Genomic DNA, 26,662 nt, shown 5'->3' with positions numbered 1-26,662 from the left:
AATTCTTACTTATTATTTACTTGCTCACTAATTTTACCAAAACGTCTTTCTCTATTTTGATAGTCCAAAATGGCTTTACACAACTCCTCCTTATTGAAGTCGGGCCAAAACAATTCTGCAAAATAGAATTCAGAGTAGGCAATTTGCCACAACAAAAAATTACTAATTCGATACTCACCACTGGTACGAATTACCAATTCAGGATCAGGGATTCCTTTTGTTGTCAGATAATTTTCAAATAAAGATGAGTCGATCTCTTCAACTGAAAGTTCACCATTTTTTGTTTTAAGAGCTATTTGCTTTACTGCATCAACAATTTCCCATCGTGCGCTATAGCTTAATGCCAATACCAAAGTTAAGCCTGTATTAACTTCTGTCTTTTGAATTGTTCCATCTAATTTCAACCTCACCTCATCTGGTAAAGTGCCTAGATCTCCAATTGCTTTTAACCTTACATTATTCTTCATAAGAGTTGGAGTCTCATGATCGATGGCATCAACAAGCAACGACATCAAACTTAAAACCTCATCCTGAGGTCGATTCCAATTCTCGGTGGAAAAAGCATAAAGTGTGAGATAAGATATACCAAGTTCAGCAGCCCCTTCAACTGTTTGTCGAACGGCTTCAACACCATTCTGATGACCAACAATTCGATGCTCGCCTCTCGCCTTTGCCCATCTTCCATTACCATCCATAATAATGGCGATATGCTTGGGTAATCTATCTTTTATAATCTTATCTGTACTCAACATATATTATTTTACTATTCTATCGTATGCATGGCACTGCAAATCATTAAAAAGTTGCAATGTTAAGCTTACACCTAAAAATGATATCCAATCATCATTGTGAAACTTATTGCCAATATTTAATTTATTCGGATCACTCAGTCCATCCAAATCATCGGTAAAGCTTTTCTTGAACGACCATTCAACAGCAGCAGTCCAACGTTTACCGATTAGATATTTACAACCTACTCCCATGGGAATAGCAAATGATGAAGTCGTACTGCTAGATGATATATACGACAAGCCGCTTGTAATATAGGGCGAAAAACGTTTTGCCCGACTTGACAATGGCACTAAGAAAGGTTGAAAATTAAACTCCACTTGAAGGGAAAAATCAACCAATTCTGTTTCAAATGAGGCTGCCCGTGATTGCTGATATTTATTATCAAAATCCAGGTCATTGCCTTTTAAATTTCCAAAACTCAAACTCGTTCTCAAAGCATACCTTGGTCCCATATTGTATCGATACATGAAGCCAATAGAAGGTGTACTTGAATAAAGCTGCTTATTAGGGTTAATATCTCCCAGATAATAGTTGACTCCTGCAATAATTCCTGCATCAGATGAATTCTGAGCGTAAATAGAATGGCCAACCAGAAAGAATAATATCCCTAAAATAAATCTGTGCATGAAAACTCGTTTATATAACTTAATTCTTCTTATTCGAACATAAGATGCGCTAAGTATTGAATATTATTCAATCATAAGCTACAAAAGTAGCATATAATCTGAAAAAACCTCGGGTCTTAACAAAAATTAACCGCGGATTACAAATATTCTCACTAAACCCTAATTACTAACTAATTGCGCTTATCAACACCCCACATTAGCTTGTTTCGAAGTGTACTATAAAAAGAATGTGTTTTTAATTTTAGGACTTTAATTTTAAAATCAGCTTTACTTATTTTTAATTCATTTAAGGCTTCAAAACTAACCGATCTTGAATCTAAAGAAGCCAAATAACTATCACTTCTCCCCTCCACTTTCAGTGTTATTTCCTGATGGTTTGGAACTACAATGGGACGTACCGTCAGGTTATGCGGTGAAATAGGAGAAATGACAAAATTTTGTGTATTGGGTATCAATATTGGTCCTCCTACACTTAAAGAATAAGCTGTAGATCCTGTTGGCGTGGATATGATTAAACCATCTGCCCAATACGAATTCAAATATTCATTATCAATGTATGTGTGGATGGTAATCATTGAGGCAGAATCTTTCTTATGAATTGTAAATTCATTTAAAGCATAATTAAAATCTTTAAACAAACCATTGTTTCCAACCTGAACCTTAAGCAGGGTTCTTTCCTCTATAGTATATTTTCCCTCAAAAATATCAGCAATTGCAGCCGGAATTTCATCACGAGCAATATCGGCCATAAAACCTAAACGTCCACTATTTACACCAACAATTGGAATACCCGAATCTTGTACTAAACTGACGGCATTCAAAAAGGTTCCGTCTCCACCAATACTAAAAAAATAATCGACTCTTTTATCCAAATCGGCATGCTGAGTAAAAAACTCATCCACATCCGGAGTAAAATTCAGATCCTCAATAATCGAATCATAAAAAGGACGGTAGATACAAAGTTCTATTTTATGAGAATTAAACTCGTCTAAAATTAATTTAAAGCTATCTAGAAAATCTTCACTAAACTGCTTCCCAAACAGGGCTACCTTCATGTTGTTTTTAAATAAGTGAGTGTTCGGTTTAAGTGGATATAATTAAGAACTCAACATCCAATTTTAAATAAACAATAACGTGTATTGCAATTTGTTCACAAATATAAGGGAATAGAGAAGTCAAACAAGACTCTGAGCCCAATGAATCACACAAAATTACGTATTCAGAAATCTCATAAACGCATTATAACGATCGAAAAGTAAGTCTTGCATATCATCATTTCTTAAATAGGATGATTTGATAATATAATCGTAACGAAGGAAGGTTTGTATAATTGAAGTCAGGTTTGTTTGATTAATTTTCAAAGTCAATTCTATTTTCCGGGAAGTATCAGACGACATCACATAGAGACTCAATATCTTGGCATCATTCCCCTCAACAATTTGAGCAATCTCACTCAAAGAATAATCAATCGAATTTAATTCCAAAACAATAATACCTCCAGGTTCGCTTACAGCAAATATTTTATCAACATACTGCATCAAATCACTTAAAGTAATCAAACCCAAATAGGTGCCATCATCCAAAAGTACCGGAATCACTGTTAATTTCAGATGCGAGACCTTATCAATAACATCATAAATATGCTGATTTTGAGTAACAAAAGGACTAAACAATGATAATTTTTGTTTCCCTATGGGGGCTTCTACCTGATTCAAATCATAAATATCATTATCAGATAAAAGGCCAATAAATTCATCGCCTCTCACTATGGGCAAGTGGGAAACCTTAAATATTTCCATCCAATTAAGAGCCTGAAGACCCGTATCAGATTCTCGCAAAACCGGAACAACATCAGAAATTAAATCTTTTGCAATCATATTAGGTTTTTTTTCAAGGAAATACTTCTAATTTTGCTTTTCAACAAAACAAACAATAGTATAAATTTTGAGTTTCATTTCTGAGAACTCAATTATTCTTACATAAAATGACTAGACTTAGTGTAAATATAAACAAAATTGCAACATTAAGAAACGCCCGAGGTGGCAATACGCCTAATGTTTGCAAAATGGCAACAGACTGTGAAAGATTTGGTGCGGAAGGCATCACAGTACACCCTCGTCCAGATGAGCGTCACATTCGCTATCAGGATGTGTTGGATCTTAAAAAAATTGTTACGACTGAATTTAATATTGAAGGCTACCCAAACAAAGAATTTATTGACTTAGTATTACGTGTCACTCCCGAGCAAGTCACTCTGGTTCCTGATCCACCGGAGGCATTGACTTCAAACGCTGGCTGGGATACGGTTACCCATAAAGATTTTCTGATTGAGGTGATTTCGAAATTCAAAACAGCTGGTATCAGAACCTCTATTTTTGTTGATACAAATCTTAAAAATATTGAAGGCGCCAAGGCTACAGGAACCGATAGAATTGAACTGTACACCGAACCTTTTGCTACTGATTATCCTAAAAATCCAGAAGAAGCGGTTCGTCCATTTGCAATTGCTGCTGAAAAAGCACACGAATTAGGACTGGGTATAAATGCCGGACACGATTTAAGTCTTGAAAATCTAAAATTTTTCAACGAAAACGTACCAAATTTAGCTGAAGTTTCAATCGGACATGCATTGGTTGCCGATGCTTTGTATTTTGGAATGGAAAACACCATTCAAATGTACAAACGTCAATTAAAATAAGATACACTTGTTTGATGCGGAATTATCACAATGCCGCATCAAACATTTTATTATATCTAAAATTCCCATGAAACTCAATTACAAAAAACTTGGAGAAGGCCCAGCCCTAATAATCGTCCATGGTTTGTATGGCAGCCTGGATAATTGGCTGAGTATTGCCAAAGAACTGTCACAACATTTCGAAGTGTTTTTGATTGACCAACGGAATCATGGCAATTCACCTCATTCTGATTCGCACAGCTACACAGATCTTAAAAACGATCTTCTGGAATTCATGGATGATCAAAAAATTGAAAAGGCTGTTCTTATAGGTCACTCAATGGGAGGGAAAACGGTAATGTTTTTTGCCATCGACCATCCCGAAAGAGTTAGCAATCTGGTTGTGGTTGATATTGCGCCAAAAAACTACAGCAAAATATCGGATTACACGCCTCAAACCATCAATCACGAACATATCGTTTCTGTCATTCTCAATATTGATTTAAGTTTATTTAAATCGAGAACTGAAATCAACCACGAACTTGCCAATCATATCAACAGTGAAAAGGTTAGACAATTTCTTTTGAAAAACCTCAAACGAAAAGAGGACAAAAGTTTTGGATGGAAATTGAATATCGAAACTATCAGCCAATACCTGCCGCAAATAATGGATGGAATTGATGAAAGTTCGTTTATGAAAGGAAAAGGAATTACCGGCTTTCCTGTTTTATTCATTCGTGGAGAGGAATCAAATTATATTTGCGATGATGATCACAAAAAAATTCGCACAATATTTCCCTACGCAGAAATCACCAGCATTCCTAAAGCTGGCCATTGGGTACATGCCGAGCAGCCCGATTTGCTTATCAAAACAATCAACTATTTTATTTTAGAATAATTGGTACAACCACATAAAAAAGAGCCGGATAGAATTAAATTCTATCCGGCTCTTTGAGTTTTACTTTTAAGAATCCTAACTAAGACCAGATTATAGAATAAGAATAAACGGTCTTTGCTTGAATATTATAATCTTCGTGTTTCGATGTCGACGGATTAATTCCCTCTTCATATTTTACGCCGTTAATCCTAACCTTATATTGACTATCAATTTTCAACTCATCAAGAGATTCAAATTCTGAATCAACATTTTTATCAATTTGGATTTCCATATCCGCATTAGCCTGAGCAGAAAGAGAACGGCTTCTAAATAGAATTTTACCATTCAAATCTAAAATTTCGACAGTATAATAAATATCACTTTCGTCAAGAGCTGTCCATTTTACAAGATGAGTACCTTGATTATAATTCTGCTCATTTTTTAAAGATCCTATTGTTTTATCATCATTAACATCAGTTAATTTAATCTCTAAACCATTATCCAGCTTTAGATAAAACTTTGCATCATCATTTTCGGGAAAAGTTTCCGATTTCAAACTATTAATACCGTCTTCGTCCAACATAAATACAGACTCTGTTCCTTCTACTACTTTTGTCAAGTCAAGCTTCTGGCCTGATGTCAACAACAACTTAGCCTTCTCAATACTTTTCCCAGTAACTCTGCATTGCAGGTATCTGCTGACATCACCACTCGTGTTGAGTGAGTTTACAACAAATGCATCAGCAGTAATATCATTGACAACCGGAATATTAGTCGTACAAATTAATTTACGTCTGTTATCAGCACTCAAAACCAGATTCTGAGCATTGGTCCCTTTTTGTAAAAACCAGTCTATAGCTTCTCCGTTGCCAAACGTATTATCTTTTATAACAAGTTTTTTCTCATCAAGACTCCAGGTCCCTACTTGCTTTTCCTCACGTCCGCCATACTCTTGCTTAATCAGATCACCATTGCGTTCAAACCAATAAACAATCAGGTCGTCATCCTGACTGTAATTATCAGAAACGAAATCATTGGCAAACCAATACTTATCGACTAAGTCACTATTCTCAAAATTAATCTCAACATCTCCACCTCCACTACTTCCCCCACAGGAAGTCATAACTATTGAAAGTGCAGAAACGGCCAAAATGCCAATACTTTTAAATCCCATTTTTTTCATCGTTCTATTCTAAATGTTAGCTTTTAAACTAAAAAGCTGATTTCAATTCCATTATTTTAAACACGAAACTAAGCAAAATATTGTACAGATTATGATTCTAAATTAAAACCCTTTCGAAATTTATTTCAGGTATTAAATCTTCACCTTTGTACCGAAGAATCAACTGAGCCGTTGCCAAAATATCTTTCTCACAATATATTGCTATTCGTTCCAGATCATTCTCTTCCCAATACACCTTGCCAACCATCGATCCATCAATATCATCTTTGGGTGTGGGGATATTAAAAATTTCACACAATAATGCCAATGAGGTATAATGCTTGTAATCACCAAATTTCCACAACTCCATAGTATCCAGAAATTTGATCTCCCAAGGTTTCTTCCCTGCTATATTCAAGGCCTTGGGCAATTTCAAACCATTAATCAACATGCGACGTGCGATATAAGGAAAATCAAACTCTTTGCCATTGTGTGCACACAAATTTCTAGACGGTTTGGTACAAAAACGATCGAGCATTTGTCCAAATTCAGCTAACAACACTTTCTCATCATGACCGTAGTAGGATTTAACCTTAAAAAATTTCTCATTTCCTCTTTTTACAATCACGCCGGTAGAAATACAAACGATTTTCCCAAACTCAGAATAAATTCCGGCTCTCGCATAAACATCAGATGCAGTTTCATCTTCGTTTCGAAAGTAATTGGATTTTTTCTCCCAAAAGTCTTGCAATTTAGGACTGATCTGATCAAAATTAGCCTCTCCTGACACCGTTTCGATATCAATAAAAAGTAAATCTTCTAATTTAACACCATCAAGCATAAGCAATAATTTATCATAAATAAAAACTAAATCTATAAAAAAAGGAGATCATTACAAAATCTCCTTCTTAAACGATATTTTTTTGAGATTTTTTTAAACACTCACTTTCAGATTCTTTTGGATAAACTGAGTCAAAATATCAATCGCCACATGATTATTCCCTCCCTGTGGTACAATGATATCCGCATAACGTTTGGTTGGCTCAATAAATTGCAGATGCATAGGCTTAAGGGTATCCTCATATCTGTTTAAAACCACATCGACTGAACGACCACGCTCAACAATATCACGCTTAATTACTCGATTTAATCTGTCATCAGCATCACAATCGACAAAAACCTTAATATCCATCAGATCGCGCAATTCTGGTTGAGTTAAAGCCAAAATTCCCTCAATAATAACCACTTCAGTTGGCTCAACACGAATGGTCTCTTCAGAACGAGTGCAAGTTAAATACGAATAAATAGGTTGATCGATTGCATCGCCTTGTTTCAATTGTTTTAAGTGTGCTTGTAACAATTCAAATTCAATTGAATTAGGATGGTCGAAATTAATTTTCTGACGCTCTTCCAATGGCAAATGGCTACTATCACGGTAATAGGAATCTTGAGGTAACACGGCAACCTCGCCCTTAGGTAAACGATCAATTATCTTTCTCACAACGGTTGTTTTACCCGAACCTGTGCCTCCAGCTATTCCAATTATTAACATGCGAAATGGTATTTAAATCAAATATTATAAATTTGCACTATTTTTGCAGTGCAAAGATACAAATTTTATGCTGAGTTTTAAATTCAACAAATATCACAAATGATCAAAGATCAGATTCATTTGACAGATTGAAGTGACAAAAAATTCTCAGCAAGTTAGATATATCATAGTATTAGATCAGACACATTTAGTCTTAGCCAAATATTCCAAAATAGTCTTTATGAACTTATATCCTTTAAAATTCAGCCCTATTCCAAAAGAAAAAATATGGGGTGGAAATCGCTTAAATTCAATTCTAAATAAAGAATTCGACCCTGCTGAAAAAACAGGTGAGAGTTGGGAGATTTCAGGTTTAGAAGGTGATATTTCTGTTGTGAAAAATGGTTTCCTTGAGGGAAACGATTTGGAAGAACTGATCGAAGTTTATATGGGAGAATTGGTAGGAGATAAAGTTTATGACCAATTTGGTATAGAGTTTCCACTCCTGATTAAGTTTATCGATGCCAAAGAAAACTTATCGGTACAAGTTCACCCTGATAATGACTTCGCAATTGAAAAGCACAAGGCTTATGGAAAAACCGAAATGTGGTACATTATCGAAGCAGAAAAAGATGCTAAACTTTTCGTCGGTTTTAATCAGCCAATGGATAAAAACTTGTTCCTTGATGCCATTCAGAATGGAAATCTAACTGAATTGATCAACACTGAGAAAGCAGAATCTGATTCTTGCTACTTGATACCTGCAGGCCGAATTCATGCCGTTGGTAAAGGGGTGCTTTTAGCAGAAATTCAACAAACATCCGATATTAACTATCGAATTCACGATTGGAACAGATCTGATGAGCAAGGAAATGCCCGAGAACTTCATCTCGATTTGGCAAAAGATGTGTTGGATTATAACTATGAGAAAAAGCACAAGACTGATTTTGAGCCAAAGATGAATGCTACATCCGAACTTGTAAAATGCCCTTTTTTCTCAACAAACATTCTGGAATTCAATAAGCCGATAGAAAAGGATTACTTCCAGCTTGATTCATTTGTTATTTATATCTGTATAGATGGGCATTGTGATATTCAAGTTGAAGAAGACGAATCGGTTTCATTAACAAAAGGAGAAACCGTTTTAATTCCAGCCAGTTTAAAAAATCTGACATTAGCTCCTAAGCAAAACACAAAACTTATTGAAGTCTTTATTCAGTAATAGAAATACCTTTTACACAGTAAAAAACAGGATCTCTTCATCAAAATATAAGAGTCAATCAATATAATGACATTCAATATTTCGATTAAGCGAGTTTCTGATTAACTTTGCCCAGCAAAAAAAATATAAAACATGAAGGTCAATACAGCCGAATTTATAATCTCGAACAGCGAAGTAAAAAAATGCCCCCAAGCGAATATGCCGGAGTATGCTTTTATCGGACGTTCGAATGTTGGGAAATCATCCCTGATTAATATGCTAACAAATCACAAGAGTTTAGCTAAAATTTCAGGAAAACCAGGGAAAACCCAACTGATCAACCATTTCCTGATTAATAAAGAATGGTATTTGGTCGACCTTCCCGGATATGGTTATGCCAAAGTTTCGAAAAACTTACGCAGTGGTTTCAGTAAAATTATTTATAGCTATATCGAAAGCCGTGAAAATTTAGTCAACCTTTTTGTTTTGGTTGATTCACGTCACGATGCCCAACAAATCGACCTTAACTTTATGGAATGGTTGAACATGAATGGCATTGCTTTTTCTATTGTTTTTACCAAAGCCGATAAGCTTACCAAAAAGAAACTGGCAGATAATATTGAAACATACAAAAAACAAATGCTGGTAAGATGGGAAGAAATGCCTCCTTATTTTATCACGTCCTCCTCGTCCGGAATGGGACAAGAAGAAATTTTGAACTTTATAGAAGAAACCAATAAGATTGTCAGCTTCTAAAAAATACGAGCAAAGAAGATTTCCCTCCGGAATCTTCTTTTTTCATTATAAGCCCCGATCTATTAAGTCGTTCAATTACAAGAGAACAAATGAAATATTTGCTTTCTAATTTGTATTAAAAACAAGTTTATATTCTTAAATTTGCACCATCATTATTTTAGTGCAGTTTTAAAGAATTTAATCAATTCAATAAATAGTGTACTAGAGTCACTTACAACATCAGTAAAACAGCCAACTTATGAATGCCCCAATTAAAATTTTTGCAGGTTCAAAGAGTGAAAAATTAGCAGCTGAAATTGCCAAAGCAGCCGGACTTAAGGTCGGTAATTCAAGTATCATCAACTTTAGTGATGGTGAATTTGAAGTTGCTTTCGAAGAAACCGTTCGTGGAGCACATGTGTTTATCGTTCAGTCTACTGTTCCTCCTGCTGACAACTTAATGGAACTTTTAATGATGATTGATGCTGCAAAAAGAGCATCTGCTTATAAAGTTTGTGCCGTAATTCCATATTTTGGATTTGCGCGTCAGGACAGAAAAGACCGTCCTAGAGTAGCTATCGGGGCAAAACTAGTAGCCAACTTATTAATGGCTGCAGGCGTAGACCGCGTTATGACAATGGACTTACACGCTGATCAAATTCAGGGATTCTTTGATATTCCGGTTGATCACCTTTATGGTTCATCTGTATTGTTGCCACATATTAAGGAGCTTAATCTTGAGAATCTTGTTATTGCTTCTCCTGATATGGGTGGTAGTAAAAGAGCAAATGCATATGCCAAGTATTTAAATGCAGGCCTTGCCATTTGCCACAAAAGAAGAGAAAAAGCAAATGTGGTTGGTGAAATGACTGCTATTGGCGATGTGGAAGGCAAAAATGTTGTTATTGTTGACGACATGATTGACACCGCAGGTACCATTGCAAAGGCTGCCGACATGCTAAAAGAAAAAGGAGCACTAAGTGTTAGAGCCATCGCTTCACACGCTGTTCTTTCAGGCCCGGCAAACGAAAGAATCGAAGCTTCTTCACTTGAAGAGGTTATTTTCACCGATTCTATCCAGTTGGATGGTGTTTCTCCTAAGATTAAAACACTAACAATTGCAGATATTTTCGCAAAAACAATCCTTAATGTTTATAATAACGAGTCAATTAGCTCGAACTTTATTATTTAATTGATATATTTGCGGCGAATTTTGGTAAAACTATTTATAATCGTGTGATGGGATATGACTTGAGCCTACTTACCAAAGGCGATGATAATTGTATTGAGTAACACAACAAAAAAAGTACAATGAAAACTTTAGAATTAAAAGGTTCATTAAGAACAGATTTAGGAAAAAAAGCAACAAAAGCTTTACGTAGAGCAGAATTAGTTCCTTGTGAACTTTACGGTGGTGAAGAAAACATTCACTTCTCTGTAAGCGAAAAAGATCTTAAAAAATTGCTTTTCACTCCTGAGGTGTATATCGTAAAATTCGATGTTGAAGGTAAAGTATTTACTTCAGTAATGAGAGAAGTTCAGTTCCACTCAGTAAATGATAAGCCACTTCACGTTGATTTCTTCCAGGTAACTGAAGATAAAGCATTCGAAGTTGAAGTACCTGTTAAGGTTGAAGGTTTTGCAGTAGGTGTACAGGCAGGTGGTAAACTTGCAGTAAACCTTAGAAAACTTAAAGTAAAAGCATTAATGAAAGATCTTCCAGAAGCTCTTCCAATTAATGTTACTGAATTGGGATTAGGAAAAAGTATCCAGGTTGGTGCTTTAAACTATGAAAATTTAGAATTATTGAACGCTAAAAATGCTGTTGTTGTTCAGGTAAAACTTACTAGAGCTGCTCGTGCTGCTGCAATGGCTGCACAAGGCAAATAAGCATTGTCAAAAGCTTACTGATAGAAATATCGGTGAAAATACAAGCTCCCAAGCCATTGCGCTTGGGAGTTTTATTTTTGGAACCAACTTATATTTACGTTCATAATAAAATGGAACGAACTTATAACTCTAGCATAATAGATAAAAACTATTGATTAAATTGGCCTTTATTCTCTTTACAAATTACGAGTAACATGTTTAAATGTATTAAAAATTTATTCCTGGGAAATAAAGCCAATGACTCTGAAAAAAACGCTGATATGAAGTACTTAATTGTCGGACTCGGAAATATTGGACCTGAATATTATCACACCCGCCACAATGTTGGTTTTAGAATTTTAGATGCTTTGGCCGAAATGGCCAATATCGAATTTAAAGATGGCCGATATGGATCCATTGCTGAATATAAATTCAAGGGGCGTCAGTATATTCTGGTAAAACCAAGCACCTACATGAATTTAAGTGGGAAGGCTGTAAACTATTGGCTGCAAAAAGAAAATATTCCTGTTGAAAACATGATGATTTTGGTTGATGATTTGGCGCTTCCATTCGGAACACTTCGCTTACGTCCCAAAGGAAGCGATGCAGGACACAATGGTTTGAAGCATATCAACGAAACCTTAGGTCATCAAAACTATACCCGATTGCGTTTTGGTATTGGATCTGATTTCAGCAAAGGCAAACAAATTGATTATGTCCTTGGCAAATGGTCAGAAGAAGAGCTTGAAAAACTACCTGAGCTTTATAAAATCTGTATCAACATGATTAAAGGGATAAGCACAATAGGTGTACAACGCACCATGACAGCTTACAACACAAAAAAAGAGCCTAAAAAAGCGAACGACGAATCGGCCCAATAAGGCTTAAAATTAGTTCTAATTATCTCAGAATTGAAAGTACACTATGAACGATAAGGTAAGAATTGACAAATGGCTTTGGGCTGTTCGTATTTTCAAAACGCGAAGCATGGCGTCCGAAGCTTGTAAAAAAGGGAAAGTCACGATTGATGGTGTTTCCATAAAACCATCCCGTGAAGTCAAACAAGGTGAAGTGATTAATTTAAGAGTACCCCCTATTACCCGATCATATAAAGTTCTTGCAATTTCGGGCAAACGAATGTCAGCAAAACTAGCCGTCGATTTTGTAAAGGATGTAACAGCTCAGGATCAACTCAACCTGCTGGATGCAACAAAAAACTTTGGCTTCGAAAAAAGGGACCGAAGTATTGGCAGACCAACCAAGCATGACAGACGAATGATTGATAAGCTTAAGGGAAATGAATAAACCTATATTCAAAACAAACTAATAGAGACCAAAAGAAATGATCATAGCACAAGAAAAAAGAAAGACCAATTTAGCAGAATATATTCTTTACATGTGGCAAATTGAAGACCTGATTAGAGCCTATAAATTCGATATCAACCTGATTTCAGATGCCGTTCTTAAACATTTCAATCAGCCTGAAGAAAAACAAACTGAGATTAAGGATTGGTATGAAAACCTGATTGAAATGATGAAAATTGAAAAGATCGAAGAAAAAGGTCATCTTCAAATCATCAAAAATAATATAAACGAGTTGTTTGATTTCCACTTACACTTGTTGAACAACAAAAAGGATACAGCTTATATTGCTTTGTTTCAAAAATCGGCTGGTCATATTGCCGAGTTCAGAACCAAATCACAAGCTACTGATGAGAATAATGATATCGAACTATGCCTGACAGCCCTTTATGGTATTTTATTGCTTCGCCTTCAGAAAAAAGAAGTCTCAAAAGACACTCTTGCAGCCGTTAGCTCATTTAGCGAAATGATAGCGACACTAACTGCCAAATACAAGGCTTTCGAAGAGGATAAAGACTAGATAAGACCTATAAATATGTTGTCAGTAATCCGTTGTCGGTTTATATGCAATCCGGCAACAGAAAACTAATAACAGAAAACAGACGACAAAACATGTTACAAGACAAATATAAGAACTGGCTTTTACTTCTATTGGTTTCTTTCATTTGGGGTAGCCCTTATATTCTGAGAGAAATTGCTCTTAAAAGTTTCTCACATAGTCAGGTTGCTGCATTTCAGGTTTTCTTGTCCTTCGTCTTATTCCTGCCACTGATTTTTAAAAACTTTAAGAAACTCAGTAAAGATAATATAGGTCCCCTATTGCTTTCCGGCTTAGCCGGAAACATAGGTCCTTCATTCTTTTTTGCCAAAGCTCAAACCCTCATCAATTCATCAACAGCTGGCATGCTCAATGCCATGTTGCCAAGCATCACTCTTATTCTTGCAATTTTACTTTTCAAAAGCAAATCCAACCGGAACATGCTTTTAGGAATCAGTTTGGGCTTAATAGGATCTTGCATCATTGCCCTTACGGGAGATTCATTGGGCAGCACACAGGTAATGGGGGTGTTTTACGTATTTATGGCGATCCTTTCGGTTGCAGTCAGTATCAATTTAATCAGTTTTGCTTTGCTGAAACTAAACGGCGTTGAAATTGCATCTCTGGCCTTTTTATTTGTAGGCCCAATGGCTGGTATCTTCCTTTTGACAACCGATTTACAAAGCGTAATTCATTCAGAGAATTTTACACAAAGTGCAGCCATGCTTGCCTTATTAGCTGTATTAACCTTCTTTGGTGTCATCTTCTATAACCAATTGATAAAACGATCGTCTCACGTTTTTGCAGCATCAATCGCCTATCTTATTCCTGTAGTCGCTTTATTCTGGGGCATTACAATTGGAGGTGATCAAATCTCAATCAGTCAGATTTTAGCCATTTGCTTAATACTTGTGGGCGTTAACCTCACACATCGATAAATCACTCAATTTTTCCTGCCAAAAACTCGCTTGGCTCTGTATACAAACAGGAGGCTCAGAATAATGAGTGTCGGTGTTTTTAGGTACTCAAATCCGGAAAAATCATGAAATAAAAGAACGCCATATAGTGGAATTCACCCTATTAATTTCGCTTTGTCATTCATCTATTATAATGTATTTAGAATACGTGTTTTTATTCATCTCAATATTGAAATTGTAGAAAGCCGGAAAAGAGAGCCCTTCATGATTGGAATAAATCCCACCAGAAAAGCTCTCCAACCGACCAACTAACAAATTGCTGTTAAAATCATTATTCTAGGGTAGAACAATGATTATTAACACAACACTCAATTATAAAAAATGTAAATTCTGATTTTAAGACCTCTCCGATATGGATTGGAGAGCTCTTTTTTTTGAATTTATATTGAATAATAAACTAGTCTACTTTTCCCATATGTTCAATCTGATTTGCAGGATTTGTAACACTATAAAACATACAGTCGTAATAAAGCGATCCATCATAAGGAATGATATCACAACTAATCAACCAACCTGCCTCGTCACAAACAATATCAAAAATAGCATTTAGGCTCTCATCAGTTGCAAGCTTTTCAATCGCACCTTCAATATTACCCACAATATCACCGTTTCTTGTAAACTTGATATGATTCTCAGCAAGCTTTTCCATATCCAGTGGAATAAAAACAAAGTCAGTATCCTCGTATCCTACGATTAGAATACCTGTGCCAAGCATCTCACCGGTATCAGGTGATACATATTTGCTAACAAGACGAATTCTTGTCAAACGAGGCACATCATAATTGAACATATTATCGGATAAAAGATCTTTCCATGGACCATGGCAACTCCCCCATGGATCAAGCATAACCCCAAGTTCAGTGGCAAAAAAGTTATCAATATACAAATCAACAAGTCCAGGTATCACAACGTGAGGTAAATCAGCAGGTAAAATCTTACCCGTTACCCCCTCATCAGCAATCAGCCACTCATCTGAAGTCTCATTATACACAAGCTTGCTAACAGTATCCTGCCCAATAACTAAAGGATCTGAGAAGATTATACCTTCATTGGTAAAAACATAAGTCGCTGCATCGGTTCTTGTTCTTTTCCCATCAACAACATATATAAATTCGTAAAACAATTGCTTTAAATCCTCTTCGAAATACTTTGCATAGGGAGGGTTTCCAATTTGAATATAAAGCGGTGTCTCTTCTGAGGCATCTGCAACACCACCTGTAATTTCAAGAAAGAAAAAATTCTTATTATTCGACTCCAAAAAATTAGCCTTGCTTTCAACAACAACAGACAAATCGTTATCCTGCTCACTTGCTTTCTCCAATACCAACTCGCTATCCAAAGCTTTCCCTTTAAAATAAAGCTTCCCATCTTCTTCTTTCATAAAGATATACTCCATATCTGCACCGTAACCACTAGGTTTGTCATAGGTTGGATTAATCAACCAAAAAAGAATTTCATTAGGAGTGGTAAACCTCAATGTTGTACCGGTTTCCTGACCAATAGCGTATTCTGAATCAGCACTGCCATTTCGTGAAGAGACAGTCACAATACCATCATTTGCTCCTTCGTTTTTGTTAAATTTAAAAACGAAAAAGTCACCAACAACAGGCAGCTCATCATCTGACCCGTCAGTATTAAGAATCATCGTTGTTTTCCAACCAAATTCCGAATCGGTTAATAAGCTGTTTAATTTAGCATTTGCTTCAGCTTTTCTTTCTGTAGGTGTTTTGTCAAATACATACTCAAAATCATCACTACAAGATGAGAAGATGGCAAGTATCGCAAAAACGTATAATAATCTTTTCATAGTATTTCAGTTTATTGAATTAAGGTATTTACAGCCGTCTCAATTCTTTTTTGCAGGCTATACAAATCAATCCCCCATTTCTCTTTATAATAGCTAGTCACAATATCCACCTTGGCAACAAACTTATCGTAGCCTTCCCTAGCTTCTGCAGATTGTTTCAAGTGATATCGCCAGGTTGTGGTGTCTAATACTGATTTAAAACCCCAGGAATATATAGTCCATTCCCATTGAGATAAATAAACGTCGCCTTCATCAAGAGTTAAATTCCCCTGATCGTCTTTCAACTGGGTTGTATAAAGTTTAGGTTCATTACTATTTTTAACTTGATCAAGCATAGCAGCCACAATTTCTACAAAATCCTCATTCTCATTCAGCATTGAGTAAGGCGTAATGAAGCCTTTTAATTGGGCGACATCTGGAAATACATCCATCCAGTTTCCGGTATAATCAACTTTACAGATTTCTTTAAATTCATCCGGATAAAACTTAGTTTGATGCATAATGTGTGCAAACTCGTGATGCATAGTATGAAAAGCCATAAAGATAGCATCTCTTTTCTTCTCCAGAATTTCTTCAGCAGTATTCCAATCGTTTATAATCACATTTGCAAATTCATTGATATTGAAAATAGTCACTTTTTTACCTCCTTCAGCCAAACCAAGTGTCATAGTACCATCACCATTAAACTGAGGAGATCCAACAAGGACCAACTGCTTAGGCATATATTTTTTAAGAAAATCAGGATTTCCTCCTGCTATAGCTTCGTCGTCATAGGTTTTAATCCAAACATTCAAATAAGCTTCCAAAAACTGTTTTGCCTTTTCCACTTTTGGAGGCGTGACATGAAATTCATTTTCTACCTCTCCATCATCCCACGTGTATTTGACTTCTACATTATAGGGTAATGTCAAATTTTCATATATCCAAACATCCAGCTCGTTCTGAGTCCTTTGCTCAATGGTAACAACTGATTCATCCGAAAGACTGTCCTCTTTATCACACGAGAAAAGAGAGAATACTACAGATGAAAGTATTAATAATCTATATAATTTGTTCATTATCTTAATTTTTAACGATTGTTAGGGATTAGACCAAATTGTTGTGCAGCCACCGGAATTTGCAATACTTTTCTAGCATCCTTCTCTTTCAATTCAATAGGAGCACCATCCTTAATTTTGTGCACAACTTTTATGTTGAAACGACGGATATCGAACCATCTCAATCCATTATAAATAAATTCTTTTCTTCGAATATCAATCACACAGTTCAAATACGTTTGAGTCTTCTCATCCAATTCGTACCAAGGATTAAGAGGAGAATCAGCATAGGAATTGTTTTGATAATGACTCACGATATTCTCTTCGCTCACTCTATTGCTATCATCGTAATCCAGAATTCGTTTCTCAAAATAAAGGTTCAAATCCTGCTCAGCATCTGTATACTTTTGCAGCATGATATTAGCTTCAGCTCTGTTAAACAAAGCCTCCTCAGCTACAATAGTAGGTACCATGGCATAGAAATAACCTAAATCAGCATTAATACCGGATCTTTTAAAGAAATAACCCCATTTCATAACAACAATATCATCGTTGCCATAATTGGCAGTTGACTGTGCCCAATTGTTATTAGGGTCTTCCATCACAAAAATATTTAGATACAGTTTTTCTTTTAGGTCACTGGTATATGAATAACGCAAAGTAGCCTGAAAATAATTAAACCAAGTCGTCACATTACTTGCAAGCATAAAATTTGCTGGCTCAGTTGCCAAAGAATATTCATTCACTTGCTCGTTCAGACCCATTTCGGCATATTTCCCTGAAAGATCTCTTAATTTAGTAGACGCATTCGCACCTAAAGCTGCAGTTGAATAATCAACAACCTTTTGCCACTCGCCTTTATACAGGTAAAAACGCGAAGCAAATGTATTGACGGCAGCTAAATTAAAATGGTACTTGGCCACATCGTACGCTTCGTCATCGATATATTGAATCCCTTCCAATAGATCTTTCTCAATCAATTCGTAAACTTTTGCAACCGTTTCTCTTTTGTAGTCTTTAAAAACCACATTCTCCACTTCAGTTACATAGGGGATTCCTAAATCCGTATTTGCAGTAGCAGGATCATAGTGTTTTCCCCAAAAGTTCACCAACATAAAATGAGAATATGCTCTAATCACCAAAGCTTCACCATAATAAGGCAGATACTCCGAAGGAATCGCACCATTTACCTCTTGATCTTCAATAAATTCCAAAGCCTGATTGGCATGAGCAATTGACTGGTAACAAGCATCCCAAAATCCTGATGGAGAATCCTGATAAGTTGATGTAAATTCTTCCCATGCATATCCCTGATCATTGTTGATATCAGTATTATGACCAATTCCTTTATCTTGTACATTATCTGACATTGAGTAACTGAACATACCATAAGAATACTCAGGGTAAGCACTGGTTAACAACTCTTTAACTTTCTCATCAGAATCTAGAACAGTTCGATTATCTGGTGTTGTATCCAGATAGTTATCACATGACACAAAAAATAATGTGGCAGCAATACTCAGTATATATAATATTTTTTTGTTCATCTTCGTTAGTTTTTTAGAATCCTAATTTTAGTGAAAATGTATATTGTTTTGGAACAGGAAGTGCAACACCACCAGCCCCAAAGAACTCTGGATCCTGACCATTCAATGCTTTATCAGAATACAATAGGAATAGATTGGTTCCCTGTGCTTTTACTGACGCATTTACCAGGCCTAACCTATCAAGGAAATTTTTAGGCAACTTATATTCCAATGATATTTCTTTCAATCTGATAAAATCACCTTTTGCAACTCTTTGGTCAGAGAAATTGTATGCATTATAAGTTGATTCCAACTCGTAACCATACTTGTCGTAAGTACGCTTACTTGCAATAACTGGAATATTGGTATACTTCTCATCACCAGGCATCAACCATCTATTGTTCATATCTTTAGTCACCGCATCCATATCGCTGTACGAGGCATGGAATGACGGATACAAACGAATCTTGTTTCCAAACTGATAAGTACAGAATACATTCAATTTCCAATTCTTGTAAGTAAATGCATTTGATAAACCACCCGTTACCTTAGGATCAATGGAGCCCTCGTATTTTAAATGAGCCACAGCATCATCCTGGAAATACACATTCTGAGTAACTTTACCATTCTCATCATAGAACTGAGGCATTCCAAGTTCGCTCAACCCGGCAAATGGAATTGAATATAAACCTCGAACCGGTCCTCCCTGAATTGCTCCACCTTCAGCCTTAACCAAATCGAAAATCATCGGTCTGTTTTTCAAATTGGTAATCTCATTCTTATTATAGGCAAAAGTCAGGTTAGATGTCCAGTTGAAATCTTCAGTTTCAATATTTCTGGTTCCCAAACTAAACTCAATCCCTTTGGAAGTCATATCCGCATAGTTGGCATATTTCCAACCTTCTCCACCAATACCGGATGTTCTAACCAATGCAATCAAATCGAAACCTTTTCTTTGATAAGCGTCAACACTAATAGATACCCTGTTAAAGAGGCCCAGGTCAAAACCAATATTTGTCTCGTATTGCTTCTCCCAGGTCAATTCAGAATTCTCTAAAGATTCAATGTACATCGCATTTTGTTTCTCAGAATCATGAGGCGTAGTTGTAATTTTATTTCGATATACAACCGAAGCATTGTTAGCAGGTCCCATAGAAGCTGTCAAACCATAAGTCCCTCTAAAGGATAAGTTTGACAACCAATCAATATCGGTAAAATAAGCTTCTTCTTTGGCATTCCATTTTCCGGAAAGGTTCCATGTTGGCAAGTATCTTGAACTTTTTGCTTGTCCCAGTTGGTTTGAACCATCAACACGAGCGGTCGCATTCAAAGTATATTTACCCATATAGGAATAAGCTACATTGGCAAAGGCTGCAACAAATCGATCCCTGAATTCTTCCATACCGTAATATGAAAATCCGGACTCGTTAGTTGCTTTAATAATATTAGGATCAGTAAAAGCGACACCTCCCTTATTATACTGAAAACCATATCCATTAAAGTAATCATATTGACGATTGACATACTTCAATTCCTGTCCCAACATCACATTTACAGAGTGGATCTCATCAAAAGTACGGTTGAAATTCAACATATTTCTGAAATAGTAATTCTCCATCGAGTTGGTTTCCTTATTATAAAAACCTCCATTAGGAAGAACAGAAACCTCTCTTGAATTTGGAAAAGATATATCTTTCCACAAATATCTGTTAGACGTGGAAATAATAGGATCATCTACACCTGCATTGTAAGCTCCTACGACATTTGAACCTTCTTTAATAATATGTTCATTCGAAGATTTCACGTATCGAACTGATCCAGTGAAATTATAATTTAAATATTTATTGATTTTATAATCCAAATTTCCCTGAATAGACAGATCCAAAACATCAAGATTAATGTAATTATTCTCATATTCTTCAAGAATATTAAAAGGAGCATAATTCATTCTAACATAGTCGTAATTACCATTTTCGTCATAAGGTGTGATGGTACGACTGGTGTTCAGTGCATAAGAAAATGGATTGATATCAAACTCACGGGAATAATTTCCATTCACAGCATCATTAGTCCTGTTAAAAGTTCCCGGAGTTTTCTGTTTTCTAATTGATCCCTTGGTTTGTAAACCAACTTTTAGTTTGTCTGTTACATCAAAATCACCACGCATATTTACCGTATAACGATCAACTTTATCAGCAACAGTCCAACCTTCGTCAGTTAACCACGAAGTTGACACATAAAATTTTGAAGTCTCGGAACCACCCGAAAAAGAAACAGAATGATTCTGCTGTAAGGAATTTCTAAACAAAACATCAAACCAATCCGTATTTGCTCTTTCGTATTTTTTCAAAAAAGCGGCTCTCGCTTCCGGTGTATTCTCCAAACCAAACTTCCCATTTTCATAAGTATTAATCAGATCATACATTTTATAAAAAACACCCCCATCTTTCGATCGCATCATATCGGCATGGTTTAACCATTCCTTATCTTGCATCTCCATGAACATTCCCATTTGTTCCTGAGAATTCATAATATCGTAATCGCCATAATTAGGTTTCATTTTCATGGTAAACTCAGAAGTCACTTTTATTGAGTTTTTACCGGCATGACCTTTCTTGGTTGTGATCACAATCACCCCATTCATAGCACGTGCACCATATAATGCTGTTGCCGAAGCATCTTTCAAAATCTGGAAATCTTCAATATCATCGGCATTTAAACCAGCTACTGATGATGAAATTAGTGTTGCAGGATCACCCGAAGACAATTGGTCAGGAGAGATATCCACAACATCTTCCAAAACAACCCCATCAACAACCCAAAGCGGTTTGGTATCCCCATAAATTGAAGAGGCACCACGTACACGAATTTTGGGTGCCGCACCAAAAGTCCCCGAAACATTCTGCACAGAAACCCCGGCAACTTTACCTTCAAGCATACGCCCCACATCAGCCACACCGGCAACTTTGGCATCTTCTGCTTTTAAAACAGTAGCCGACCCCGTAAACAATTTTCGATCAATCTTCTGATAACCGGTCGTTACAACAACTTCAGCTAATTGTTCTGCAGAGCCTTTTAATACCAAATCAACAGTGGTCTGATTTGTAACCGCTATTTCCTGAGGCTCCATACCGATAAAAGTAAAAACCAAAACAACATTCCCTGTTGCCGGAATCTGAAGGCTATAATGACCATCAAAATCAGTAGAAACACCATTGGTTGTTCCTTTCACGACAACTGAAACCCCTGGCAATGGCAAATTGGTGTCATCAACCACAGTTCCCTTAATCTCCCTTTTATCTTGCTGATTTGCCTTATTTTCCAACAAAGGCTTTATAAGGATAGTTTTGTATTCAACTTCAAAACCCAAACCTGTATCTTCTAATGCTTTGGTTAGGACTGTTTCTACAGTTTCGTTCTGAAAACTCACCGAAATTGGCTTGACATCTTTAAGCTGACTAGCATCATACAAAAAGCCCATATCGGTTTGATCTTCGATAATTTTTATCAGCTCTTTGATGCTTGAGTTATTCAACTCAACATTAATCCGACTTTGTGAAAAGATGCTCGCATTAGCCTGAAGACAAAAAACTAACATCAAGACAATTACATTTCTCATAGTTCGTAACATTCTCATCCACCTAATAAAAAAGGTGAATGTGTTCTGAAAAAAGATTTTTTTCATAGATTTGTAAATGGATAGTTAAAATTTGAATACCCTCCACGGTATTCATTATCTGTATTTAGATCGGGAAATGTTGGCGCATTTTCCGATTTTTGGATTAAACATCTTCTATTTCATTCTTATCACAACTGAATTATTAGTCTCATCAACTTCGGCACCCGAAATTTTCTCAATCATATTAGCCAGAACGCTAAAGTCTTCAAATCGATACAGCTTACCCGTTAAACGTTTATTCTTTAAGTCCGGATTCTGATAAAAAACTTTAATATCGTACCAACGTGAAATGGTTCTCATGATATCTTCCAAACGCTGATCCTCAAAGCGAAAATAACCATCAACCCAACTTGTATAAAGGTCTGTTTCAACTTCTTTACAGTTCAAGGTTCCACTCAATTTATTCCAACTAGCCTGTTTCCCTGGCTCCAAATAAAGACTTTCTATCTTCCCTTTGGTATTAACATCAACCTTTACCTTACCACTCACCAATGTTGTCTGTATACTTTCTTCATTAGCATATGCCATCACATTAAATTTGGTCCCCAACACTTCAACAGAAACATCATTAACATCAACAATAAAAGCTTGCCCATTTTTAGTCACTTCAAAAAAGGCTTCTCCTTTTAATTCGACACGACGTTCGCCCTTACCAAAATTAACAGGATACTTAAGCTCCGAATCACAATTCAAATGAACCGTTGTTCCATCAGCCAGTTCCAGTTGATATTCACCCCCTTTAGCTGTTTTCAAAGTATTATAAACTAATGCTCTTTCCTGAGATGACGTTTTATTTTCATACTTCAAACCAGCTTTCAGATATTTTCGAATCTTCACCCCTTGCTCTTCATCTATAGCCTGATCCAAACCGGATTCCAAATTATATGTCTTTCCGGTAGACGTTATCAACAAAGCTTGATTTTGATTGGCTTCAATAAGACCTGGGGTTTTAAGCTGAGCCATCTGCTCTTCCAATCTCATGTTTCCCAAAAACAACATCCCTGCAGCAAGCATAATAGGCAAGGCAATCACAGCTGCATAATTTAGAAATCTCCTGATCTGAATTACTTTCGATTTTCCATCCAATTTTCGTAAGAATTCTTCAGTGGTATTTGGAACCAAGTTTAAATCCAAATCTTCCATAGTCTTCGTCTGAAAAGCCTCGGCATTTTCAAAATAGGCGCGATGCTTCAACGAAGCATCCAACCATTTTTCCAGAGCCTTCTCTTCAGACGAGTTAATCTGACCTTTAATTTTTTTCCGGATTATATTCCAATCAACATTTCCCATTCTCAATAATATCCTAAGTCTTTTCTAAAGTTTTTAAACCTGATTTTCCCTAAAGACGTAAAATGTGAAAAAAGGTTAACAAGTTTTTTGTTTTTTTTTTTCAGGAAAATATATTCTGAGCCAATATAAAATCAAGAACAACCTATAAACAAGATGTTTAAACTCTGTATTAGAATAACAAAAAGACCAAATGAATTCTTTTAAATATGAATAAAAGCTAAGAGGAGTCGATTAAATCTTAGGCATGAGGAAGTATTCCATCTAAGGATTTAATAAACTTTTTTAGAAAAATGCATCAATGAAAAGAGGATTAGAAACTCACGAAGATTAGTTAATTTTTCACGAAGGCTATTTTTAGCTCTGTAAACCTGAACCTTAACTGAACTGACTGAAATATTCAATTCCTCTGAAATTTCAGAATACTTTAGACCATCAAAAACCGACATCTGATAAACCTCACGACATTGTTCCGGAAGCTCATTAATAGCCTCCTTAATTTTCTGACTGATATGATCATCAATATCTAAATCAACAGAATCGGATACTATTTGGGCCTCAAAAAGTTTTTGCATTTTTTTATCCTCAACCTGAACAGAACGCAGATAATCGATACAAGCATTCCGAACCATTAAGAACAAATAGGATCGGATTGATTTGGAAATCCGGCGAGATGAGTTTTCCCACAACTTGATAAAAACTTCCTGAACGATATCTTCAGCTAAACCAGGGCAACACACATAAGTTTCTGCAAATCGAAACAAAGGAGCATGATACGTTTCAAAAAGAATAGCGTAAGCCCTTTTATCCCTATTTGACAAACCAAGCATCAATATTTTATCCTGATCATTCATCGTCCCCGTCACTCTTTCTCGTGGCAAATTTCCAAGTGTAGTCGGCGAATGTAAAAAAACTTTCAAACAACAAAAAAAAGCTTAAAAATTAGAAACACGATATAAACAACTTTTCACAGCAGCTTTATTAAGAATAAAACTCAACAACTTAAACTTATTATTTAAAATAGAAATACAATGTTCAAAAGTAATACACACCCCTTTAACAAAGGCATATACACTAAAACCAAACAATTAGAAAACAATTAAAAAACACAGTCGTTTAACAACTCAAAATATAACATATTGTTTAACAAACAAAGAAGAGGCGATATCTATATATATATTCAATCTAAATTATTTTATTGAATTTGACTTGCGAAAACGCTCTTTACAATTGAATAAAAACATTTGACAGGAAATATAAAAAACATACATTTAGAACTTAATTCAATCTCAGATAAATCTTTTAAAATAAGAATGAAATACAAAACAAGTCTACTGGCAATATTATCGGGTGTTTTATTTGCCATGCCCTGGTCTTATCCCCACTTGTTTTTCACAGTATTTTTTGCCTATCTGCCTCTTCTTTTTATTAAAGAAGAGAGCCATAAACAAGATAATCCCTATTACCTTTTCAATTATTCATTTCTAACTTTTTTAGTTTGGAACACGCTAGCCTATTGGTGGGTGAGTGAAGCTCAAGTCGTGGGGGCGATCTTAATAATCCTCATCAATGCAGCTCTTCAGGCAACGGTATTCTGGCTGATTTCAATTACACGAAAACAACTTAAGATCTCTATTCTTTTCCCTTTTATAATCATCGGTTTGGGTTTCGAATATTTTCATACCCAATGGGATTTAGCCTGGCCATGGCTCAATTTAGGCAATGCCTTTGCCGCTCAGCCTAAACTCGTTCAATGGTACGAATTTACAGGTGTACGTGGTGGTAGCTTATGGCTCATCCTCATTAATATTGCACTCTTTTCCTTATTCAAAAAAAGAAATATCAAGAATCTGCTTGGATCACTCTTGCTAATAAGTCTTCCGATTGGATTCTCACTGTATTTGTACAATCAGAATGAAACACCTATCTCAAATAAACGTTTTTGCCTTATTCAACCCAATCTCGATCCTTATACCGAAAAATTTAAACCTGCAAACGAAAAAAAACATCTCGATGCATTTTTTAAACAGACAGATTCACTGCTTAGCAAAACAGAAACAGATCTTCTATTTGGACCCGAAACAATGATTCTTCAAGCTATAAACGAAGAGCAACCAATGGAATCTGATTCTTACAAAAACTTATTGAAACTCAGGCAAAAATACAATCAAACTGAATTCTTTCTGGGCGTACATAGCTATCAAAAATTAGGCAATAAAATCCCGGCCGGGAGTCGTTTTAATTCAGAAGGCAATTATGCTTATGAAGCTTTTAATTCAGCACTCATCCTCAAAAAAGACAATACCTCTCAATTTTACCACAAAACGAAACTGGTGCCTCTTTTCGAGCGAATGCCTTTTGTTCAATATCTGAGTTTTCTAGGAAAATATTCGTTGGAACTTGGCGGCTACAATGGGACTTATAGCAATCGGAATTCAATAAATAATTTCACATTATCAGATTCAACTTCAATCGTCCCCATAGTTTGCTTTGAATCTATCTTTGGAGATTATTGCGCGCAAAGAGTACCGGAAGCACCAAGTTTTTTGTGCATGATCACTAACGATGGCTGGTGGAAAAATTCTATGGGCTATAAATTCCATTTCGATTTTTCACGTTTGAGAGCCATCGAAAACAGAAGACAAATTGTTAGGGTAGCCAATAATGGTATTTCTGCACTCATCAATACCAAAGGAGAAATTGAACAAGAAAGCGAATGGTGGAAAAAAGCAATTTTAACTGGCGAGGTAAAACTCTACTCCCGAAAAACTTTCTTTTCTGAACATGGTGATTACATGGGGCGGATTACAGCTTTTTTTAGCGTTCTTTTATTAATCTTTGTTAAAATCAAAAGGATAAGTCAATCGAAATACTAGTTATTTCTCCAGCCTTTTTAATTTTGAATGGATGAATCTCTTAATAAGATTCTGGATCAACTAAACACTTATTTCTAAACTCAATTCTAAAACTAATTTTTCA

Annotated in this window: 24 protein-coding genes; 11 read left to right on the top strand and 13 right to left on the bottom strand. The window is 35.8% G+C overall.

All coding sequences use genetic code 11. From position 1 onward, the window contains the following. Nucleotides 1–5: 5 nt before the first annotated feature. From EO244_RS03675 to EO244_RS03660, 4 genes are all read right to left on the bottom strand, one after another. Complete coding sequence (locus EO244_RS03675; protein ID WP_129253036.1) at nucleotides 6–752, bottom strand: isoprenyl transferase; 747 nt, start codon at nucleotides 750–752, stop codon at nucleotides 6–8. 3 nt (nucleotides 753–755) lie between these two features. Next, a complete protein-coding gene (gene porG, locus EO244_RS03670) occupies nucleotides 756–1,418 on the bottom strand; it encodes a type IX secretion system protein PorG (RefSeq protein ID WP_129253034.1) in 663 nt (220 codons plus the stop codon). Between the two features lie 170 nt (nucleotides 1,419–1,588). Next, complete coding sequence (locus tag EO244_RS03665; RefSeq protein WP_129253032.1) at nucleotides 1,589–2,473, bottom strand: NAD kinase; 885 nt, start codon at nucleotides 2,471–2,473, stop codon at nucleotides 1,589–1,591. A gap of 156 nt (nucleotides 2,474–2,629) precedes the next feature. After that, entirely contained in the window at nucleotides 2,630–3,295 is a 666-nt protein-coding gene (locus EO244_RS03660; protein ID WP_129253030.1) for a CBS domain-containing protein, read from the bottom strand. 107 nt (nucleotides 3,296–3,402) lie between these two features. On the opposite strand from EO244_RS03660, the gene EO244_RS03655 reads away from it, so the two are divergent. Both EO244_RS03655 and EO244_RS03650 read left to right on the top strand, forming a co-directional pair. Beyond that, nucleotides 3,403–4,116, top strand: coding sequence for a pyridoxine 5'-phosphate synthase (locus EO244_RS03655; RefSeq protein WP_129253028.1), 714 nt, complete (start codon nucleotides 3,403–3,405; stop codon nucleotides 4,114–4,116). Nucleotides 4,117–4,183: 67 nt separating this feature from the next. After that, the gene (locus EO244_RS03650) at nucleotides 4,184–4,993 is read left to right on the top strand and encodes an alpha/beta fold hydrolase (RefSeq protein WP_129253026.1); all 810 of its coding nucleotides are present in this window, start codon (nucleotides 4,184–4,186) and stop codon (nucleotides 4,991–4,993) included. 79 nt (nucleotides 4,994–5,072) lie between these two features. On the opposite strand, the gene EO244_RS03645 is transcribed toward EO244_RS03650, so the two are convergent. The 3 genes from EO244_RS03645 to udk form a co-directional block, all read right to left on the bottom strand. Further along, nucleotides 5,073–6,146: a hypothetical protein gene (locus tag EO244_RS03645; RefSeq protein WP_129253024.1), complete on the bottom strand. Its 1,074-nt coding sequence runs from the start codon at nucleotides 6,144–6,146 to the stop codon at nucleotides 5,073–5,075. 106 nt (nucleotides 6,147–6,252) lie between these two features. Then, entirely contained in the window at nucleotides 6,253–6,975 is a 723-nt protein-coding gene (locus EO244_RS03640) for a 3'-5' exonuclease (RefSeq protein WP_129253022.1), read from the bottom strand. A 93-nt stretch (nucleotides 6,976–7,068) separates the two neighbouring features. Beyond that, entirely contained in the window at nucleotides 7,069–7,686 is a 618-nt protein-coding gene (gene udk, locus EO244_RS03635; protein WP_129253020.1) for a uridine kinase, read from the bottom strand. A gap of 220 nt (nucleotides 7,687–7,906) precedes the next feature. Here udk and EO244_RS03630 point away from each other — a divergent pair, with 220 nt between their 5' ends. The 8 genes from EO244_RS03630 to EO244_RS03595 all read left to right on the top strand — a co-directional run bounded on the left by EO244_RS03630 (nucleotide 7,907) and on the right by EO244_RS03595 (nucleotide 14,308). Beyond that, nucleotides 7,907–8,887 carry a type I phosphomannose isomerase catalytic subunit gene (locus EO244_RS03630; protein WP_129253019.1) on the top strand — a complete coding sequence of 327 codons (981 nt, stop codon included), beginning with the start codon at nucleotides 7,907–7,909 and terminating at the stop codon, nucleotides 8,885–8,887. A 132-nt stretch (nucleotides 8,888–9,019) separates the two neighbouring features. After that, nucleotides 9,020–9,622, top strand: a complete 603-nt coding sequence (gene yihA / locus EO244_RS03625) for a ribosome biogenesis GTP-binding protein YihA/YsxC (protein WP_129253017.1) — start codon at nucleotides 9,020–9,022, stop codon at nucleotides 9,620–9,622. Between the two features lie 238 nt (nucleotides 9,623–9,860). Beyond that, a complete protein-coding gene (locus tag EO244_RS03620; RefSeq protein ID WP_129253015.1) occupies nucleotides 9,861–10,793 on the top strand; it encodes a ribose-phosphate pyrophosphokinase in 933 nt (310 codons plus the stop codon). Nucleotides 10,794–10,912: 119 nt separating this feature from the next. Further along, a complete protein-coding gene (locus EO244_RS03615) occupies nucleotides 10,913–11,491 on the top strand; it encodes a 50S ribosomal protein L25/general stress protein Ctc (protein ID WP_129253013.1) in 579 nt (192 codons plus the stop codon). Nucleotides 11,492–11,751: 260 nt separating this feature from the next. Next, on the top strand, nucleotides 11,752–12,351 hold the full coding sequence (gene pth, locus EO244_RS03610; RefSeq protein ID WP_129253011.1) for an aminoacyl-tRNA hydrolase: 600 nt from the start codon (nucleotides 11,752–11,754) through the stop codon (nucleotides 12,349–12,351). A gap of 43 nt (nucleotides 12,352–12,394) precedes the next feature. Then, nucleotides 12,395–12,775, top strand: a complete 381-nt coding sequence (locus EO244_RS03605; protein WP_129253010.1) for an RNA-binding S4 domain-containing protein — start codon at nucleotides 12,395–12,397, stop codon at nucleotides 12,773–12,775. 37 nt (nucleotides 12,776–12,812) lie between these two features. Then, nucleotides 12,813–13,352 carry a DUF4924 family protein gene (locus tag EO244_RS03600; RefSeq protein ID WP_129253008.1) on the top strand — a complete coding sequence of 180 codons (540 nt, stop codon included), beginning with the start codon at nucleotides 12,813–12,815 and terminating at the stop codon, nucleotides 13,350–13,352. A 92-nt stretch (nucleotides 13,353–13,444) separates the two neighbouring features. Then, the gene (locus EO244_RS03595; RefSeq protein WP_164977394.1) at nucleotides 13,445–14,308 is read left to right on the top strand and encodes a DMT family transporter; all 864 of its coding nucleotides are present in this window, start codon (nucleotides 13,445–13,447) and stop codon (nucleotides 14,306–14,308) included. Nucleotides 14,309–14,744: 436 nt separating this feature from the next. Here EO244_RS03595 and EO244_RS03590 read toward each other — a convergent pair whose 3' ends face one another. The 6 genes from EO244_RS03590 to EO244_RS03565 all read right to left on the bottom strand — a co-directional run bounded on the left by EO244_RS03590 (nucleotide 14,745) and on the right by EO244_RS03565 (nucleotide 24,603). Further along, nucleotides 14,745–16,154, bottom strand: coding sequence for a DUF4302 domain-containing protein (locus tag EO244_RS03590; RefSeq protein ID WP_129253004.1), 1,410 nt, complete (start codon nucleotides 16,152–16,154; stop codon nucleotides 14,745–14,747). An 11-nt stretch (nucleotides 16,155–16,165) separates the two neighbouring features. Further along, nucleotides 16,166–17,212, bottom strand: a complete 1,047-nt coding sequence (locus EO244_RS03585) for a substrate import-associated zinc metallohydrolase lipoprotein (RefSeq protein ID WP_129253002.1) — start codon at nucleotides 17,210–17,212, stop codon at nucleotides 16,166–16,168. An 11-nt stretch (nucleotides 17,213–17,223) separates the two neighbouring features. Then, complete coding sequence (locus EO244_RS03580; RefSeq protein ID WP_129253000.1) at nucleotides 17,224–18,738, bottom strand: RagB/SusD family nutrient uptake outer membrane protein; 1,515 nt, start codon at nucleotides 18,736–18,738, stop codon at nucleotides 17,224–17,226. 13 nt (nucleotides 18,739–18,751) lie between these two features. Beyond that, a complete protein-coding gene (locus EO244_RS03575) occupies nucleotides 18,752–22,336 on the bottom strand; it encodes a SusC/RagA family TonB-linked outer membrane protein (protein ID WP_206734474.1) in 3,585 nt (1,194 codons plus the stop codon). A gap of 174 nt (nucleotides 22,337–22,510) precedes the next feature. Continuing rightward, on the bottom strand, nucleotides 22,511–23,686 hold the full coding sequence (locus tag EO244_RS03570; RefSeq protein ID WP_129252999.1) for a FecR family protein: 1,176 nt from the start codon (nucleotides 23,684–23,686) through the stop codon (nucleotides 22,511–22,513). A gap of 269 nt (nucleotides 23,687–23,955) precedes the next feature. Then, nucleotides 23,956–24,603 carry an RNA polymerase sigma factor gene (locus EO244_RS03565; RefSeq protein ID WP_129252997.1) on the bottom strand — a complete coding sequence of 216 codons (648 nt, stop codon included), beginning with the start codon at nucleotides 24,601–24,603 and terminating at the stop codon, nucleotides 23,956–23,958. A gap of 393 nt (nucleotides 24,604–24,996) precedes the next feature. Here EO244_RS03565 and lnt point away from each other — a divergent pair, with 393 nt between their 5' ends. Next, on the top strand, nucleotides 24,997–26,559 hold the full coding sequence (gene lnt, locus EO244_RS03560; RefSeq protein ID WP_129252995.1) for an apolipoprotein N-acyltransferase: 1,563 nt from the start codon (nucleotides 24,997–24,999) through the stop codon (nucleotides 26,557–26,559). Nucleotides 26,560–26,662: the final 103 nt, after the last annotated feature.

The organism is Ancylomarina salipaludis, assembly GCF_004122035.1.
Lineage (GTDB): Bacteria > Bacteroidota > Bacteroidia > Bacteroidales > Marinifilaceae > Ancylomarina > Ancylomarina salipaludis.
The sequence above is the reverse complement of the archived record's forward strand: the minus strand, read 5'-3'. Positions and strand labels throughout refer to the sequence as shown.

Bases quoted from the DNA above. Each gene is read 5' to 3' on its own strand.
- EO244_RS03675 (WP_129253036.1), bottom strand. From the start codon at position 752: ATGTTGAGTACAGATAAGATTATAAAAGATAGATTACCCAAGCATATC.
- porG (WP_129253034.1), bottom strand. From the start codon at position 1,418: ATGCACAGATTTATTTTAGGGATATTATTCTTTCTGGTTGGCCATTCT.
- EO244_RS03665 (WP_129253032.1), bottom strand. From the start codon at position 2,473: ATGAAGGTAGCCCTGTTTGGGAAGCAGTTTAGTGAAGATTTTCTAGAT.
- EO244_RS03660 (WP_129253030.1), bottom strand. From the start codon at position 3,295: ATGATTGCAAAAGATTTAATTTCTGATGTTGTTCCGGTTTTGCGAGAA.
- EO244_RS03655 (WP_129253028.1), top strand. From the start codon at position 3,403: ATGACTAGACTTAGTGTAAATATAAACAAAATTGCAACATTAAGAAAC.
- EO244_RS03650 (WP_129253026.1), top strand. From the start codon at position 4,184: ATGAAACTCAATTACAAAAAACTTGGAGAAGGCCCAGCCCTAATAATC.
- EO244_RS03645 (WP_129253024.1), bottom strand. From the start codon at position 6,146: ATGGGATTTAAAAGTATTGGCATTTTGGCCGTTTCTGCACTTTCAATA.
- EO244_RS03640 (WP_129253022.1), bottom strand. From the start codon at position 6,975: ATGCTTGATGGTGTTAAATTAGAAGATTTACTTTTTATTGATATCGAA.
- udk (WP_129253020.1), bottom strand. From the start codon at position 7,686: ATGTTAATAATTGGAATAGCTGGAGGCACAGGTTCGGGTAAAACAACC.
- EO244_RS03630 (WP_129253019.1), top strand. From the start codon at position 7,907: ATGAACTTATATCCTTTAAAATTCAGCCCTATTCCAAAAGAAAAAATA.
- yihA (WP_129253017.1), top strand. From the start codon at position 9,020: ATGAAGGTCAATACAGCCGAATTTATAATCTCGAACAGCGAAGTAAAA.
- EO244_RS03620 (WP_129253015.1), top strand. From the start codon at position 9,861: ATGAATGCCCCAATTAAAATTTTTGCAGGTTCAAAGAGTGAAAAATTA.
- EO244_RS03615 (WP_129253013.1), top strand. From the start codon at position 10,913: ATGAAAACTTTAGAATTAAAAGGTTCATTAAGAACAGATTTAGGAAAA.
- pth (WP_129253011.1), top strand. From the start codon at position 11,752: ATGAAGTACTTAATTGTCGGACTCGGAAATATTGGACCTGAATATTAT.
- EO244_RS03605 (WP_129253010.1), top strand. From the start codon at position 12,395: ATGAACGATAAGGTAAGAATTGACAAATGGCTTTGGGCTGTTCGTATT.
- EO244_RS03600 (WP_129253008.1), top strand. From the start codon at position 12,813: ATGATCATAGCACAAGAAAAAAGAAAGACCAATTTAGCAGAATATATT.
- EO244_RS03595 (WP_164977394.1), top strand. From the start codon at position 13,445: ATGTTACAAGACAAATATAAGAACTGGCTTTTACTTCTATTGGTTTCT.
- EO244_RS03590 (WP_129253004.1), bottom strand. From the start codon at position 16,154: ATGAAAAGATTATTATACGTTTTTGCGATACTTGCCATCTTCTCATCT.
- EO244_RS03585 (WP_129253002.1), bottom strand. From the start codon at position 17,212: ATGAACAAATTATATAGATTATTAATACTTTCATCTGTAGTATTCTCT.
- EO244_RS03580 (WP_129253000.1), bottom strand. From the start codon at position 18,738: ATGAACAAAAAAATATTATATATACTGAGTATTGCTGCCACATTATTT.
- EO244_RS03575 (WP_206734474.1), bottom strand. From the start codon at position 22,336: ATGAGAAATGTAATTGTCTTGATGTTAGTTTTTTGTCTTCAGGCTAAT.
- EO244_RS03570 (WP_129252999.1), bottom strand. From the start codon at position 23,686: ATGGGAAATGTTGATTGGAATATAATCCGGAAAAAAATTAAAGGTCAG.
- lnt (WP_129252995.1), top strand. From the start codon at position 24,997: ATGAAATACAAAACAAGTCTACTGGCAATATTATCGGGTGTTTTATTT.